Origin of the sequence: Providencia zhijiangensis (genome assembly GCF_030315915.2) — a bacterium.
Taxonomy (GTDB): Bacteria; Pseudomonadota; Gammaproteobacteria; order Enterobacterales; family Enterobacteriaceae; genus Providencia; species Providencia zhijiangensis.
Window position 1 is genome coordinate 2,707,160 of the sequence record NZ_CP135990.1, and the last position, 16,503, is coordinate 2,723,662.

Here is a 16,503-nt window from a genome sequence, read left to right on the forward strand (position 1 = left end):
GCAAAAATAGTGGCAACGCGATTTTACATAAATAGCAGGTAAAACAAAGCCCTTCAGGGATAACCACTGAAGGGCTTAGAAAATATGATTAAATATCGAATTACTCTTGATACATAGATTCAATTTCTAATCGGTAGCGCTCTGAAATAATTTTACGGCGTAATTTCAGCGTAGGCGTTAATTCACCTTTCTCCATTGAGAAATTGCTTGGTAACAGTGTAAAACGCTTCACTTGATGGAAGTTTTCCAGATTCTTTTGTAGCTCTTTGAGACGACCTTCAAACAGCGCGACAATTTTAGAGTCTTTTAACAGCTCCAAACGATCACGGTATTTTAAGTTAATTGAATTTGCATACTCTTCAAGGCTGTCATAGCAAGGCACAATCAGCGCAGAGACAAATTTACGTGCATCAGCAATGACAGCAATATGCTCAATAAAACGGTCTTGACCTAAAACACCTTCGATAACCTGTGGCGCAATATATTTCCCGTTAGACGTTTTCATTAAATCTTTCAGTCTATCCGTAATATATAAGTTACCTTGCTCATCGATTTTTCCGGCATCCCCTGTACGCAACCAACCATCAGCCGTGAATGTATCTATCGTTTCTTTCGGGCGATTATAGTAGCCTTTCATGACGACGGGGCCTTTGACTTGGATTTCGTCGTTTGCGCCAATGCGTACAGAAATGGCAGAAAGCGGTGTACCAATTGAACCTAATGGGTATTTGTTAGCTTCCCAGCACGAGACTGTCGCGCAAGTTTCGCTCATCCCATAGCCATATTTGATATTCACACCTGCAGACAAGAAAAACGCAATCACATCATCATCGAGACGCGCGCCCGCCGCTGGCATAAAACGAATGCGACCACCGAGCCCTTGGCGAATTTTGCTCAGAACCAGTTTATCTGCCAATGCATATAAGCGATTGTTGATAAATGAAAGAGATTTACCTTTCGCCATCGCTTTCACTTTTTGTTTCCCTATCGCAATCGCCCATTTGAAAATCGCACGACGCATGAAAGGCGCTTGGGATACTTTACTTTGTACTGCGCTGTAAACTTTCTCATAGAAACGTGGTACGGCACACATCACCGTTGGCTTAACATCAGCAAGCGCTTCTTTTACTAAATTAGTATTGGTTAAATAGACATTACGCGCGCCGCTGTGCATGACATAAAAACTCCATGCGCGTTCAAAAACGTGGGAAAGCGGTAGAAAACATAATGAAACATCGTCTTCGGACAGTTCTAAACGGTTGTCATGAAGATAAAGCTGAGCTGCCATATTGTAGTAATCTAGCATTACCCCTTTCGGTTCACCCGTGGTGCCCGAGGTATAAATAATGGTGAATAAATCACTTAAATTTTGAGCAGCAATTCGCGCATCTAACTCAGCTTGATATTGAGGCTGAGCGAGGGACATAAATGTCGATAAGTGCATGCTGTTAGCCACTTGGCCATCTAATTCAACATTATCATCTAATGCAATGATAGCGGTGAGTTGCGGGCAATGGGCAAGTAATTGGCAAGCAACTTGGTATTGTTCTTGAGCACCCACAAAGAGGATCTTAATGTTGGCGTCATTAATGATATAGGCGGCTTGGTCGATACTGCTGGTAGCATAGAGAGGCACCGTCACGGCTTTAATTTGTAATACAGCCAGATCAACCAAAGACCAATTCATACTGTTTTGAGCAAAAAGCCCAATATTCTCTTGCGGTGCAACATTCATCGCTAAGAGCTGATGTGCAATCGCGGTGGTTTTGGTACCCACTTCTGCCCAAGTCAGTTCTGATTGATGTCCGTTGTCCCATTGACTGAAAGCTATCCGATCCGCTGACTCGCTCGCGTCCATTCTGGAACGTATGCGGTTAACAATATGATATGGATATAGATTTTCAGTAATCAAAGTGTATTCCCTATAGGTCATTAGAATTTTAAGTCATTCGGCAAACTCACAAATAACCTAATCTTAATACTTTTTATTATTTCAGCTTACATCTGTTAGCTGAATATTTTGAGTGTATAGCGGAAAGATAAACGAGGAAAGGAATAAAGTGTAAATTTTTTGCAAATGCTACGGACACAACAAAACTCGCCACTATTTTCATCATGGCGAGTTAGTATTTAGAGGAATATGCTAGTGTTATCTTGGAATGAATTGAATCAATTTAGCTTACAACTGTTCTATCATTTGGCAAAACTGCGTTTTCATCCATTGATGGCCTTTATCTCGCGCCGTCGATTCATGCCACGTTAAATAACATGGGCGAGAATTATCTTCCCAAGGCAATGATAAAGTACGTAGTTGCAGTTGACTTGCATGGTGTTCCACTAACCATTTAGGTGCAATCGCCACTAAATCGGTTTGTGCCACAATGTTCAATACACTGTTTAAGTCAGTTCCTTGATAACTGACAGTGTGTGAAAGTTCCGTATTATGGTAATACAGTTTGCTAAATGACCCGATATTATCCATTGCCATAATAGCGTGTCTTTCACTCACTAACATTTCTTGATTAATGGTACTTTCAATTCTTGGGTGGTGATTCGCTACGACTAAAACTAATTCATCATTAAATAAAATCTGATGTTGATATTCGGGTTTTTCGAATTGATTATAGCCCAAGAAGAAATCTATCTCTTGATACTTTAATTGATGCGCTATGTTATTCCCTAAAAAAGAATGAATGAAAACTTGAATATTTGGCGATGCAATTTTAAATTTATCAACAATTATTGCCGCTAAGCGAATATCCAATGGAGAGCAAATAGATAAGTTAAATGCTCTTTCGCTTTGCTTAGGATCAAATCCTGCGCCTGGTAATTCATTATGCACCAATTGAAGCGCTTGTCTTACTGGCCCAAATAATTGTTTAGCACGCGAAGTTGGTTGAATACCACGCCCATAACGAACAAATAATTCGTCATTGAACATAGATTTTAAACGGGATACGGCGTTACTTACTGCTGGCTGAGACATACCGAGAACTTGTGCTGCACGAGTGACATTTTGCATTTGCATCACAACATCAAAAACAGTTAATAAGTTCAAATCAACATTACGCAGATGAATATCGCTACTTTCTTTTTTTGCTGTTGAGATCGTATCAAAATCAGTCATTTTTAACTCCACTAAATATATTTATCATTTTTAATTAATGAACATGATTCATCAAAGCAATATTGACGAAAAATATAAAATCATTAAATATTATTTTTAAAACAACTTATACATGATAAGTTATTTCGCTTTCCCTGCATTTATTAAAACGACGCTTCTATTCTTTTTGCCCATAAATTAGAATCGAGGTATAGATATCATCATAAAATGCAAATATTCATCAGTGTAATGGGTGCGTGTAACTTATTAAAGCCAGCATCATTTCGATAAAAATAATAAAACAAATTCAAGAATAAATCATAATAAATCTCTTCTATAAACGCGCTTGAATCTCATTATCAGATTAATTTTTAATTATTTATTTATTAGATAATTAACCTTATTTGAAGCATAGCCATCATCAATACCAACAAAGACTTTTATCTAACTTCTGCATACTTTCATTACATAAACATAATAAAAATCATTACGTTATAAAAATATCATCATGCCATTAATTTTTAGACGAAATTTTAGCCTACTTTTAGCGGCCTGATATAGACAAAAACATCATAAAAATTATAAATATCAGACGCAAACTCCAATAATCGATAACAACTCAATTTCGAGCATTTCGCGCTCAAAAAATTAAGTTTGACATCATTATTGAAATCACGTATCAATAAATGCAGATTATTTGAAATTCATAGAGAGACAGTTACCCATGACATTTTCTATCCGCCTACTAAGCCTACTACTACTCGCAGCCAATTTGCGCGGTATGCTTATGGATGGAAAGTAAAACAAATACTGTCCACAAACATAAAGAAGCCCGCGCAACCAGCGGGTTTTTTTATGCCTGCGGCTAGATGGGAATCCAACAAACAGAATTAAAAACAACAAAATTTAGTCTATGAGGAACGCATTATGAGCAACCAAGTTATCATCTTCGATACGACCTTACGTGATGGCGAGCAAGCCTTGCAGGCCAGCTTATCCGTTAAAGAAAAATTACAAATTGCTTTCGCGTTAGAGCGCTTAGGTGTCGATGTTATTGAAGCTGGGTTTCCTGTCTCATCCCCGGGTGATTTTGAGTCTGTTCAAACTATCGCCCGAGAAATCAAAAACAGCCGCATCTGCGCATTAGCACGCTGTGTTGAAAATGATATTGATGTAGCGGCTGAATCCTTGAAAGTGGCTGAAGCATTCCGTATTCATGTGTTCTTAGCGACATCCAATTTGCATATGCAGAAAAAGTTAAACAAAACGTTTGATGGCGTGATGGATATGGCGATCAACTCCATTAAACGCGCACGTCGTTATACCGATGATGTGGAATTTTCGTGTGAAGATGCAGGTCGTACCGATATTGATAACTTATGCCGTATTGTCGAAGCCGCCATTGGTGCTGGCGCGACTACTATTAATATCCCAGATACCGTCGGCTACACGACCCCATATCAATTCGGTGGCATTATCTCTTCTTTATATGAGCGCGTACCTAACATTGATAAAGCCATCATCTCCGTTCATTGCCATGATGACTTAGGCATGTCAGTCGCCAACTCCATCAGCGCCGTTCAAGCCGGAGCTCGCCAAGTGGAAGGAACGATCAACGGATTAGGCGAACGCGCAGGAAATACCGCGTTAGAAGAAGTGATCATGGCGATTAAATTGCGTGAACAGATGTTAGGTGTGCACACCAATATCAATCACAAAGAAATTTACCGCACCAGCCAGTTAGTCAGCCAGTTATGCAATACCCCAATTCCTGCCAATAAAGCGGTTGTGGGTAGCAACGCATTCGCGCATTCATCAGGGATCCACCAAGATGGCGTGTTAAAGAATCGCGAAACATACGAAATCATGACCCCTGAATCCATCGGCTTGAAAGAGCAACAATTGAATTTAACCTCTCGTTCAGGTCGTGCAGCGGTTAAACACCGCATGGAAGAGATGGGTTACAGCGAAGGTAAAGATTTCAACTTGGATGAGTTATACACCGCATTCTTGAACTTAGCCGATAAAAAAGGCCAAGTGTTTGATTATGATTTAGAGGCTTTAGCCTTCTTCGCGAAACAACAAGATGAAACTGACCATTTTGTCATGGATTACTTTAGTACACAGTCGGGTTCAAGCATTGTGGCCACTGCAACCGTCAAAATGCAGTGTGGTGAAACAGCAAAATCAGAAGCGGCAACCGGAAATGGCCCTGTTGATGCCATCTATCAAGCGATTAGTAAAATCACAAACTACCCAATGAAATTGGTTTCTTACCAATTGTCTGCAAAAGGTCAGGGGGAAAATGCATTAGGACAAGTGGACATCGTCGCTGAATGTTTTGGCCGTCGTTTCCACGGTATGGGATTGGCGACGGATATCGTTGAGTCATCAGCAAAAGCGATGGTGCACGTGTTGAATAGCATTTGGCGTGCAGAACAAGTCAAAAAAGAAAAACAAAAAATCTCTGACCAAGAGTCACAAATTAATACAAAGGAAGCGGTGTAAACATGTCTACGAATTTTAATATTGCGGTATTAGCGGGCGATGGAATCGGCCCTGAAGTGATGGCTCAAGCTCATAAAGTATTGAACGCGATTAGTAAGCGATTTGCTATCACCATTTCAACTAAAGAATATGATGTGGGCGGCGCTGCCATTGATAATCACGGAGAGCCATTACCGCAAGCGACAGTCAAAGGTTGTGAAGAGGCTGATGCCGTATTATTCGGCTCAGTGGGTGGCCCAAAATGGGAACATTTGCCACCGGACAGCCAGCCTGAACGCGGCGCATTATTACCATTGCGTAAACATTTTAAATTATTCAGTAATTTACGCCCTGCTCGTTTATACCAAGCATTAGAAGCATTTTGCCCATTACGCGCCGATATTGCCGCTCAAGGGTTTGATATTTTATGCGTCCGTGAATTAACTGGCGGGATCTACTTTGGTCAGCCAAAAGGACGTAAAGGCGAAGGTGCTGAAGAATATGCGTTCGATACCGAGGTTTATCACCGCTATGAAATTGAACGCATTGCCCGCATTGCCTTTGAATCTGCTCGTAAACGTAGCCATAAAGTGACTTCAATTGATAAAGCTAACGTTTTACAAAGCTCCGTATTATGGCGCGAAGTGGTTAACCAAATTGCCAAAGAGTACCCAGATGTTGAAGTGAATCATATGTATATCGATAACGCCGCGATGCAGATGATCAAAGCCCCTTCTCAGTTTGATGTGGTGCTGTGCTCCAACTTATTCGGTGACATTATTTCCGATGAGTGCGCAATGATCACAGGCTCGATGGGTATGTTGCCTTCAGCTAGCTTAAACGCCGATGGCTTTGGCTTGTACGAGCCCGCAGGCGGTTCAGCGCCAGATATCGCAGGCAAAAATATTGCCAACCCAATCGCACAAATTTTATCGGCATCCATGTTATTGCGTTTTAGTTTGAATCAAACGGAAGCGGCTGATGCCATCGAAAGCGCGGTGAATAAAGCATTAGAAAATGGCTATCGTACTGCAGATTTAGCGGGCAATGGTCAATCAATCAGTACCAGTGAAATGGGTGACATTATCGCTCGTTATATTGAAGAAGGGGTTTAACATGTCGAAGACTTTATACCAAAAATTATATGACGCTCACGTTGTCCGTGAGGTTGAAAACGAAATCCCTTTAATTTATATCGATCGCCATCTGGTACATGAAGTGACTTCACCGCAAGCGTTTGATGGTTTAAGAACCAAAAATCGCCCGTTGCATCAACCAAGCAAAACATTTGCAACCATGGATCATAACGTGTCAACGCAGACTAAAGATATCAATGCCTGCGGTGATATGGCGCGAATTCAGATGCAAGAGTTGATGAAAAACTGCGAAGAATTCGGCGTGACTTTATATGATTTAAATCACCCATATCAAGGTATTGTCCATGTGATGGGGCCAGAGCAAGGCATCACTTTACCGGGGACAACCATCGTTTGTGGTGATTCTCATACTGCCACTCACGGTGCATTCGGCGCATTAGCTTTTGGGATTGGGACATCCGAAGTTGAACACGTCATGGCGACCCAAACCTTGAAACAAGCGCGTGCCAAAACCATGAAAATTGAAGTGGTGGGTAAAGCACCTGCGGGGATTACCGCAAAAGATATCGTTTTAGCCATTATCGGTACCACGGGTAGCGCAGGTGGAACGGGCTACATTGTCGAATTCTGCGGTGACGCAATTGAAGATTTGAGCATGGAAGGTCGCATGACCGTCTGTAACATGGCGATTGAGTTAGGCGCTAAAGCTGGCATTATCGCTCCTGATGAAACTACTTTTAATTATATGAAAGGTCGCCAATTTGCACCGAAAGGCCAAGATTGGGATGATGCTGTCGCGTATTGGAAAACGTTAAAAACCGATGATGATGCGAAGTTCGACAAAGTGATAACCATCCAAGCTGAGACTATTGCACCGCAAGTGACTTGGGGTACTAATCCGGGGCAAGTGATCGCGATTAACCAACCGATCCCAGCACCTGAATCTTTTACTGACCCCGTCGAGCGAGCTTCTGCAGAAAAAGCCTTGGCGTACATGGGATTGGAATCAGGTATTAAGTTATCTGACGTGAAGATTGATAAAGTCTTTATTGGCTCTTGCACTAACTCACGCATCGAAGATTTACGCGCCGCTGCGGCCATTGCCAAAGGGAAAAAAGTCGCGTCTGGCGTACAAGCCATTGTGGTACCAGGTTCCGGCCCAGTTAAAGCCCAAGCTGAACAGGAAGGTTTGGATAAAATCTTTATGGATGCTGGCTTCGAATGGCGCTTACCAGGCTGTTCAATGTGCTTAGCGATGAACAACGACCGTTTGAATCCGGGTGAACGCTGCGCATCCACCAGCAACCGAAACTTTGAAGGTCGCCAAGGTCGTGCAGGTCGCACCCATTTAGTTAGCCCTGCAATGGCTGCTGCCGCAGCGATTAACGGTCATTTTGCTGATGTTCGTGACATTCAAATCTAAAGGAGAAAACTATGGATAAGTTTATTAAGCATGTTGGGATTGTTGCTCCTTTAGATGCCGCAAACGTCGACACCGATGCGATTATTCCAAAACAATTTTTGCAGAAAGTGACTCGCACAGGCTTTGGTCAGCACTTATTTAATGACTGGCGTTTTTTAGATGATAAAGGCCAGCAACCTAATCCTGATTTTGTCTTGAACAAATCAGTATTTAAAGGCGCTAGCATTCTGTTAGCCCGTGAAAACTTTGGTTGCGGTTCATCTCGTGAACACGCACCTTGGGCACTGACCGATTTCGGCATCCAAGTGGTGATTGCGCCAAGTTTCGCCGATATTTTTTACGGTAACTCGTTTAATAACCAATTACTGCCAATTAAATTAAGCGAACAGCAAGTGGATGAGATGTTCAACTATGTGAACAGCCACGAAGGTTGCCAGTTTACGGTGGATTTAGAAGCGCAAACCGTCACTGCTGGCGACAAAGTGTATACTTTCGAGATTGACAGTTTCCGCCGCCATTGCATGATGAATGGCTTAGACAGCATTGGTTTGACGTTACAGCACGTTGACCAAATCAAGGATTACGAGCAAAAGCTCCCCGCCTTTATGAATTAATCCCCAGCCCACTCCGGTGGGCTTTTTGTTGCCTATTTGTATTCATAAAAGTAGAACTCAATTCCAATAAACCGCACCAACCAATAAATCCTTCCCCATTAATTCTGAATATGCCATGATTTCAAATAATCATGATTCTGGGTTTCATTAAACCGTTTTTTCAAAATAGTTCATGTTGTGGCAAGGCGGCAAAATGAGGATATCTCTGGGAGCATACTTTAGTATGTGACCTGAGTAGCCGAGTGAAGCCAACGCAGTCACAGCGTGAAATATGAAGAAAAATAGGAGCATACATCAGTATGTGACCTGAGTAGCTGAATGAAGCCAACACAGCCACAGCGTGAAATATGAAGAAAAAAGAAAAAAAGCCAGTATGCATTCACATACCGGCTGGTAAAAATACCATTACTCAATAAAAGGGGGAGTAAACCTGCAACAGACAGGTCAATAGAGCTACTTACTGCCCCCTATTATCTACGGAATATAGGATATTAAAATTGATGCAATTTATTCTGGAGTTCCTCTTTTATGTCTAATTCTCGATTACAAACGCAATTTGTACGCTTGTGGCAGCACTTTCAGGGAAAAAACAGTGAAACCACATTACAAGATATTGCCGATATTTTGTTTTGCTCTCGCCGTCATGTTCGCACCCTGCTCAATAATATGCAGTCCCATGGTTGGCTCAGTTGGCAAGCAGAATCGGGACGAGGAAAACGCTCCGCATTAATTTTTCATATCAATGGTTTAGAACTACAACAGGCGCAGGCTGAACAGCTGTTAAAAGAAGAAAGTATTGAAAAACTCGTGGCGCTCGTGGGCGATAAAGAGACTATCCGTCAAATGGTCTTATCGGAGCTTGAGCGCAGTTATCGACAAGGTAAAAACTTACTGCGCATCATTTATTACCGTGATTTTCCTAATTTACTTCCCGGCACCCCAATGCGCCGCTCTGAAATCCACTTAATGAGTCAGATATTTAATGGATTAACTCACTTAAATGAGGAAAAAGGGGAAGTAGAAGATGGTATTGCTCACCACTGGCAAGCCATTAACGAGCAACATTGGCGCTTTTATTTACGTCCGGCTATCTATTTTCATCATGGACGTGAAATGCAAGTGGAGGATATTATCCACTCTTTATTACGATTAAAGCAGTGCTGGCCGCTGTTCTCACATATTCACTCGGTCACCTCCTCGCAACCTTACGTGATTGATGTCCATCTGAGCCATCCTGATACGCAATTTCCTTGGTTACTGGGCAGCCCACATGCCGCCATTCTCCCGAAAGAGTGGGAAACCATCAGCGGCTTTAGTCAGCGCCCTATTGGTACGGGTCCTTATGAAGTCGAAACCAACATCCCGCAAAAACTCACCATCAGCGCTTTTGACCGCTATTTTGGCTATCGTGCCTTGTTGGATGAGGTGACTATTTGGGTGGTTCCCGAACTTTCTGAGCAGATGGTGTGTACCACATTAAAGATGGATGGTGATAAACGCCACAATGACTCTCTCGAAAGCCGCATGGAGGAAGGTTGCTATTTTCTGTTATTCGACCAACGCTCCGACATTTCTCAACGGGAAGATGTGCGTAAATGGCTGTGTAGCTTTTTAACCCCCGTCAACCTACTAGCGCACTGTGAATCCTTCTATCAACGCCACTGGGCGCCTGCTTATGGATTACTGCTTCATTGGCATCACAGTAAAATGCTCTCCCAGCGAACCAAACCTGAAGACTTAACCGAACTAACGGTCACCTTTTATCGCCATCATCATGAATTTTATGCCATCAGTCAAATCATGAAGCGAGTGTTAGAAACCCAAGGAGTAGAGCTTAAAATTAACATCGTTGATTATGATGATTGGTTTAACGGGGATGCGAAGAGCGATATTTGGCTCTCCACTGCCAACTTTTATAAACCTCTTGAATTTTCTATCTTCGCCACGTTGTACGAAATGCCGCTATTGCGTCAGTGTTTAGGAAAAACCCTCGATGAAGAGTTACAGCTGTGGCGCCAGCAAAAATTGGATGTGGAATCTTGGTGCGAGAGCTTGATTGATTCTCAAGTCTTCCACCCCATTTTTCATCACTGGTTAGAGTTACAAGGTCAAAGAACAATGCGAGGTGTTCGTATGAATACCTTTGGCTGGTTTGACTTTAAATCAGCTTGGTTTAAGCCAACTGAGGATAATACACAGAATTGATGATAGTTATAAACAGTTAGAGTGAGTAAAATGGATTTTATTCACTTTTTCTGTGGATATCCATGTGAACAACCAGATAGTAATCAGGGTATATCCCAACTATTCATTTCTAACAAAAAACCACACTAAAAAATAAAACATTATAAATCATAGTAATAAGTGGATTTCACATGAGATATCCACTGTGAGTTTTCCCCTCTTTTTTTGTTAGGAGTTCAACTGAGCAAAGATCAATCAATGCATGTTTTATCCACAAGGAATGTACTTAACTTACCCGCTTTTTGTGACGAGCTTCAATAAATGACATTAGTCAAGGCTGTAAATTCACACAGTAATCGCAGTTTTTCACAGTTATCCAGAAATCCTGTGGATAACCTAGTGCATGATCCTGTGATTATCTTGGGATGAAGTTGAATAACCCTAAATATTCATAATCCCGCCTGTGATTATTATCTAATATCCATATATATATCATGAAGTTAAATACGGTGACTAAAAAGTGTTATACTCACCCTATCTTGCGACCATTTCCTTGGTTATTTTTTAAACACAATCAAATTCTGTCGACTATGTCCTTTATACCGCCTTCACCACCAGAAAATGAAACCGTCTTATTAGCGCGAGCCCAAGCCCTTGCAGGCTATACGCTTGGTGAGTTAGCAACTATTGCAGGCATCCCAATCCCCCCCGATCTTAAACGAGATAAAGGCTGGGTCGGGACACTGTTAGAGTATTTTTTAGGTGCGACCGCAGGCAGTAAAGCCGAACAAGATTTTGCAGATATTGGCGTCGAGCTTAAAACAATTCCAATCGATCGCCATGGCGTACCATTAGAGACGACGTTTGTTTCTGTCGCGCCACTTACGGGCAATAGCGGCCTGACATGGGAAAATAGCCATGTGCGCCGCAAATTATCTCGCATTCTGTGGTTTCCGATTGAAGGTGAACGCCAAATTCCACTTGCCCAGCGCCGTATTGCAAACCCGCTGATTTGGAGCCCTTCTGCGCTTGAAGAACAACTTTTACGCCAAGATTGGGAAGAGTTAATGGATTTAATTGTGCTGGGAAAAGTCGAAACCATCACCGCTCGTCACGGACAAGTTCTACAAATTCGTCCCAAAGCGGCGAATAATAGAGCGCTAACCGAAGGTATTGGTGAATTTGGGCAGCCAATAATGACATTACCGAGAGGTTTCTATTTAAAAAAAGATTTTACGGGTCCATTATTAGCGCGGCACTTTAACCTCGGTTAATCGGTCAAGGTATCGCCTGTGCCAAACAGACGATTTTTTATTCCATTTTTAAGGCAACAAGATGTTTGAGTGGTTCTTAGATCCCCATGCTTGGATGGCATTGGCAACATTAACAATTTTGGAAGTCGTACTGGGTATCGACAATATTATTTTCTTAAGTATTGTCGTCAGCAAATTACCCGCCCATCAACAAAATAGCGCCAGACGTATTGGGTTAATCGCAGCGATGGGAATGCGCTTAGCACTGCTAGCGTCCATTGCTTGGCTCGCACGCCTCACAACACCACTCTTCACATTAGCTGAACATACCGTTTCCGCCCGCGACTTAATTTTGTGTGCTGGTGGCTTATTCCTCATTTGGAAATCCAGTCAGGAGATTTTCGATACCATTGAAGGGGAAGACGATGATGGGATAGCCCAGAAAAAAGTGACTTCATTCTGGGGAGCCATTATGCAAATCGCAATTTTAGATATTATCTTCAGCTTAGATTCCGTGATCACCGCCGTGGGGCTATCTGACCATCTGTTTATTATGATGGCCGCAGTGATTATGGCAGTCATGATCATGATGTTCGCCGCGAAGCCTATTGGTGATTTTGTGGAACGTTACCCTTCCGTCAAAATCCTTGCGCTCTCTTTCTTGATCCTTGTTGGATTCACTCTGTTACTTGAAAGTGTTCAGGTGCATGTTTCAAAAGGCTATATCTATTTTGCTATGTTCTTCTCCATGTCAGTGCAAATGCTTAATATTCTGCGCAGCAAAAAGTGGAAAATGAAAAACAAGCATTAGATAAAAAATACACAGTCATAGCCAACTTAACGTAAGGCGTCCTTTGCTGCAGCAATAGCGCCTTCCACCGCTTTTTTAGCTTGGGGGCTATTTTTCCAACAACTTGACCCCGTTAGTGCCGCGCCCGAAATTAAAATTTCATCGTAAGAAGCTTCACTTAACTGCGCTAAAGATGAAAACCCCATTTGTTCTAATCGGCTAATCACTGTTGGTCCAACTCCCTTCACCGCTAAGAGAATTTGCTTTTCTGAGTCTGAAAATGGCATAAATTATCCTTTTGGCTGTAAAATAGCCGTAATTGAGCGTATATTTTGCAATTAACCTATTTCTTAATTTAAAATTCTGAGCTGTCTATAACAGGTTGAGTTACCTGCCCTACAAATCTGTTTTAGCAAATAGGAAATAACAACGGTAAAGTCATTGACGACTCGCGATAGAAACTAACATGTCGCACTAAAAATTCTATCTTGTAGGTATTTATTATGTATAGCAACAAAATATCCAATACTCGCCATATGTCGATGACATTATCTGATGGGCGACTTTTGTGTTGGTATGAATCTGGCCCTGAACAGGGGTTCCCCGTGATTTTTTGTACTGGCGCAGGGATGAGCGGTACACTGGGCTTTGGCATTGACCGTCTTGAAGAGCTAAATATACGCTTGATAACCCCTGAGCGTGCCGGACTCGGTCAATCCACCTTTGATGAGCATAAATCCCTACAACGCTTTGCTCAAGATATTCAAGAACTTCTGAATGCTCAAAAACTGCCGTCATTTTCCGTTGTCGGTTTTTCTCAAGGTGCCGTTTTCGCCATGGCACTCGCCAGCTACGCCTCCCCTGTTTCTTTATCGCTTGTGTCAGGACAAGACCAATTTGAGTTTCCTGCAACCCGTGCGCAATTAAAACAAGATGTGGTTAATATGCAGGAGCAAGCCATTCATACCCCTGATGCTTTATCGGAATGGTTGATGCGCAATGTGACCTCACAATGGTTACTGGCATTTATTCTTAACTGTAGTGCAGAGATAGACCAGCAGGTTTATAGCGAAGAGAGCTTCTTAGCCGCCTACAGTGACTGTATGGAACGTGCATTTATGCAAGGTAACCAAGGCTATGTTCAAGATCTCTTAATCGCTCTGCAACATTGGCAGTTCAATCCTGAAGATATCCACTGCCCTGTTGCACTGTGGTATGGCGAGCAAGATGTGAGTACCGTGCATTCCCCTGATTTTGGTAAAACACTGGCTCAGCGTTTTCCTGATAGCGAACACTTTTTGTTCTCTCATGAAGGCGGCTCAGTTTTGTGGACACAAGCCTATTCCATTCTTGCCCAATTGAAAGAACACAGCCTTTAGGCATAAAAAAAGGTGCCCAATGAAACATTAGGCACCTTAAATAGCGGATTAAAACTTACTTTTTAGACGCTTGGATATATAACAGTTCCAATGCAATCGTCGCTGCGGCTAATGCCGTAATTTCTGATTGGTCATAGGCTGGAGCCACTTCCACCACATCCATCCCAACAATATTCAGTGACTTAATTCCACGCAGCAGTTTCAACGCTTTATCAGATGTTAAACCACCAATCACTGGCGTACCGGTTCCTGGTGCAAATGCAGGATCCAGACAGTCAATATCAAATGTCAGATAAACAGGCATATCACCCACGATCTGTTTGATCTGAGCAACCATGTCATCCACACCACGATCATTCGCTTGAGCCGCATCCAATACCGTGAAACCGTTGTCAGAATCATGCTCAGTACGAATACCAATCTGCACAGAATGATTTGGGTCGATCAAACCTTCTTTTGGCGCATGATAGAACATGGTGCCGTGGTCATACAGGCTGCCATTGCCGTATGTGTCAGTGTGCGCATCAAAATGCACTAACGCCATTTTACCGAAGTGTTTCGCATGGGCGCGCAGTAATGGCAATGTCACAAAGTGGTCGCCACCAAACGTTAAACAGCGTTTACCGGATTCCAACAGCTTTTCAGTGTGAGCTTGCAGCTTGTCGCACATATCTTGCGCATCACCGAAGGCAAACACTACATCGCCGCAGTCAACCACGTTGAGTTTATTCTTTAATTTGAAATCCCATGGCCAACGGTGACTTTCCCACGCTAAGTTTGTTGAAACTTGTCGAATGGCCGCAGGCCCATGACGGCTACCTGCACGCCCGGAAGTTGCCATATCAAATGGAACGCCCGTGATCACCCAATCAGCATCAGAGCTATAGGGTTGAAAATTTAATGGAAAACGTAAAAAACCAAATGCGTTTGAAACCAGTGAATTATCAACCTGATTTCCTAATGTGCTATTAATCATCACTGTTCCTTAATCATTCATCTTCTAATACTAAACAGTACTGAATACTGTTCATAGAAAGGTAAATTAACTAGTACTTACAATAGGTTATAAAGCTTATAGGCGTATATTCTAGCTTTGTTGTACATGAGTTTTACGCGATTATATCAGGGTATAGTACTGGAACATAGCTACCATCTTATAGAGAACAATATGAACTCTCAGCGAAGTTACTGCCTTTTAGGACTTGAAGTTTTTTGAGGCAGGGTAAGCAGGTAGTTTTTATGAAAAAGTGTCCAATGGGTCAACAGAGGTATTAAGAGATACATTATTACCATTGGACATTTTATACTGATTAATGATCACCAATCAGGATTATTGATCATTAAATCAATATCACTATTGAGTTTATCAATTAGCTCCATTAGTACTGAACCCTAACCCAATAAAACCTATCATTATTGTTAATTAGCTTTTGTACTCATATCATAATTAATTATGTTGTATATGAAATATATCAGTACTGATAGGGTAGTGTTTTGATTCGCCTAAAATGAATTTTGATGTGAACTCACGGCAAAGTTACCTGCCTTTAGTACTCGAATTATTGTAATTCAGGGGGAGTATACTGATTTTATTAATACTTAAAGTAATCCCTTACTAAAGTAAAAAACAGTTCTGTTTTTATATCAAAGAGATAAAAAATTAAGTACATAATATATGTGTGTAATGAAATTTCAGTACTTGATATAGATAATTAGAATTAAAGAATAAGGTAATTAAATAACAATCGAAAGTATTATTTAAAATAAAGTAATTATACTTCCATTACTTATTTTATCTTAATTTTATTTTTACTTTTAACAATAGAAATAAAATAGCACCCCATTAGTTTTAAAAGTACAAATATATAATATAACCAGTTGTTTTTATTGCATTTAAATTCGACATTTATTTATGGTGAAATTTATTAATGAAAGTATTGCATTTATTTTTTAATTTTGATATCGTTAATAAAAGCATAAAAATAGACATGTTAAAACACTATCCTGTGTTTTACAATTTCGAATACAAAAACTAAAAAAACCACCTGAGCGTACATATTATACATGACACAATAGGTGGTTTTTTCTATTACGTGGAAATTATAGATGGATAATTTAACATCCCAAATCTTAGGATATATACTATTATAATAGAAGTAATACTAGTTTA

The 16,503-nt window shown here is 41.2% G+C and carries 12 protein-coding genes; 8 read left to right on the forward strand and 4 right to left on the reverse strand.

Annotated features, from left to right (window positions below; genetic code table 11):
• Positions 1-100: 100 nt before the first annotated feature.
• Positions 101-1,858 (reverse strand): AMP-dependent synthetase/ligase, encoded by a 1,758-nt coding sequence (locus QS795_RS12445; protein ID WP_286269135.1) that lies wholly within the window; start codon positions 1,856-1,858, stop codon positions 101-103.
• A gap of 321 nt (positions 1,859-2,179) precedes the next feature.
• The gene (leuO, locus tag QS795_RS12450; protein ID WP_286269138.1) at positions 2,180-3,127 is read right to left on the reverse strand and encodes a transcriptional regulator LeuO; all 948 of its coding nucleotides are present in this window, start codon (positions 3,125-3,127) and stop codon (positions 2,180-2,182) included.
• Between the two features lie 906 nt (positions 3,128-4,033).
• On the opposite strand from leuO, the gene leuA reads away from it, so the two are divergent.
• From leuA to QS795_RS12485, 7 genes are all read left to right on the forward strand, one after another.
• The gene (gene leuA, locus QS795_RS12455) at positions 4,034-5,614 is read left to right on the forward strand and encodes a 2-isopropylmalate synthase (RefSeq protein WP_286269142.1); all 1,581 of its coding nucleotides are present in this window, start codon (positions 4,034-4,036) and stop codon (positions 5,612-5,614) included.
• Between the two features lie 2 nt (positions 5,615-5,616).
• A complete protein-coding gene (gene leuB / locus QS795_RS12460; RefSeq protein ID WP_181477419.1) occupies positions 5,617-6,708 on the forward strand; it encodes a 3-isopropylmalate dehydrogenase in 1,092 nt (363 codons plus the stop codon).
• Position 6,709: 1 nt separating this feature from the next.
• Complete coding sequence (gene leuC, locus QS795_RS12465; RefSeq protein WP_154602517.1) at positions 6,710-8,113, forward strand: 3-isopropylmalate dehydratase large subunit; 1,404 nt, start codon at positions 6,710-6,712, stop codon at positions 8,111-8,113.
• An 11-nt stretch (positions 8,114-8,124) separates the two neighbouring features.
• Positions 8,125-8,727, forward strand: a complete 603-nt coding sequence (gene leuD, locus QS795_RS12470; RefSeq protein ID WP_286269148.1) for a 3-isopropylmalate dehydratase small subunit — start codon at positions 8,125-8,127, stop codon at positions 8,725-8,727.
• Positions 8,728-9,255: 528 nt separating this feature from the next.
• On the forward strand, positions 9,256-10,932 hold the full coding sequence (sgrR, locus tag QS795_RS12475; RefSeq protein ID WP_154602515.1) for an HTH-type transcriptional regulator SgrR: 1,677 nt from the start codon (positions 9,256-9,258) through the stop codon (positions 10,930-10,932).
• A 569-nt stretch (positions 10,933-11,501) separates the two neighbouring features.
• Positions 11,502-12,185: a DNA mismatch repair endonuclease MutH gene (gene mutH / locus QS795_RS12480; protein ID WP_418055353.1), complete on the forward strand. Its 684-nt coding sequence runs from the start codon at positions 11,502-11,504 to the stop codon at positions 12,183-12,185.
• A 61-nt stretch (positions 12,186-12,246) separates the two neighbouring features.
• The gene (locus tag QS795_RS12485) at positions 12,247-12,975 is read left to right on the forward strand and encodes a TerC family protein (RefSeq protein ID WP_154638110.1); all 729 of its coding nucleotides are present in this window, start codon (positions 12,247-12,249) and stop codon (positions 12,973-12,975) included.
• Between the two features lie 26 nt (positions 12,976-13,001).
• Here QS795_RS12485 and QS795_RS12490 read toward each other — a convergent pair whose 3' ends face one another.
• The gene (locus tag QS795_RS12490; RefSeq protein ID WP_154602513.1) at positions 13,002-13,241 is read right to left on the reverse strand and encodes a helix-hairpin-helix domain-containing protein; all 240 of its coding nucleotides are present in this window, start codon (positions 13,239-13,241) and stop codon (positions 13,002-13,004) included.
• A gap of 216 nt (positions 13,242-13,457) precedes the next feature.
• On the opposite strand from QS795_RS12490, the gene QS795_RS12495 reads away from it, so the two are divergent.
• The gene (locus QS795_RS12495; protein WP_286269153.1) at positions 13,458-14,333 is read left to right on the forward strand and encodes an alpha/beta fold hydrolase; all 876 of its coding nucleotides are present in this window, start codon (positions 13,458-13,460) and stop codon (positions 14,331-14,333) included.
• A gap of 55 nt (positions 14,334-14,388) precedes the next feature.
• On the opposite strand, the gene speB is transcribed toward QS795_RS12495, so the two are convergent.
• The gene (speB, locus tag QS795_RS12500) at positions 14,389-15,309 is read right to left on the reverse strand and encodes an agmatinase (RefSeq protein ID WP_154602511.1); all 921 of its coding nucleotides are present in this window, start codon (positions 15,307-15,309) and stop codon (positions 14,389-14,391) included.
• Positions 15,310-16,503: the final 1,194 nt, after the last annotated feature.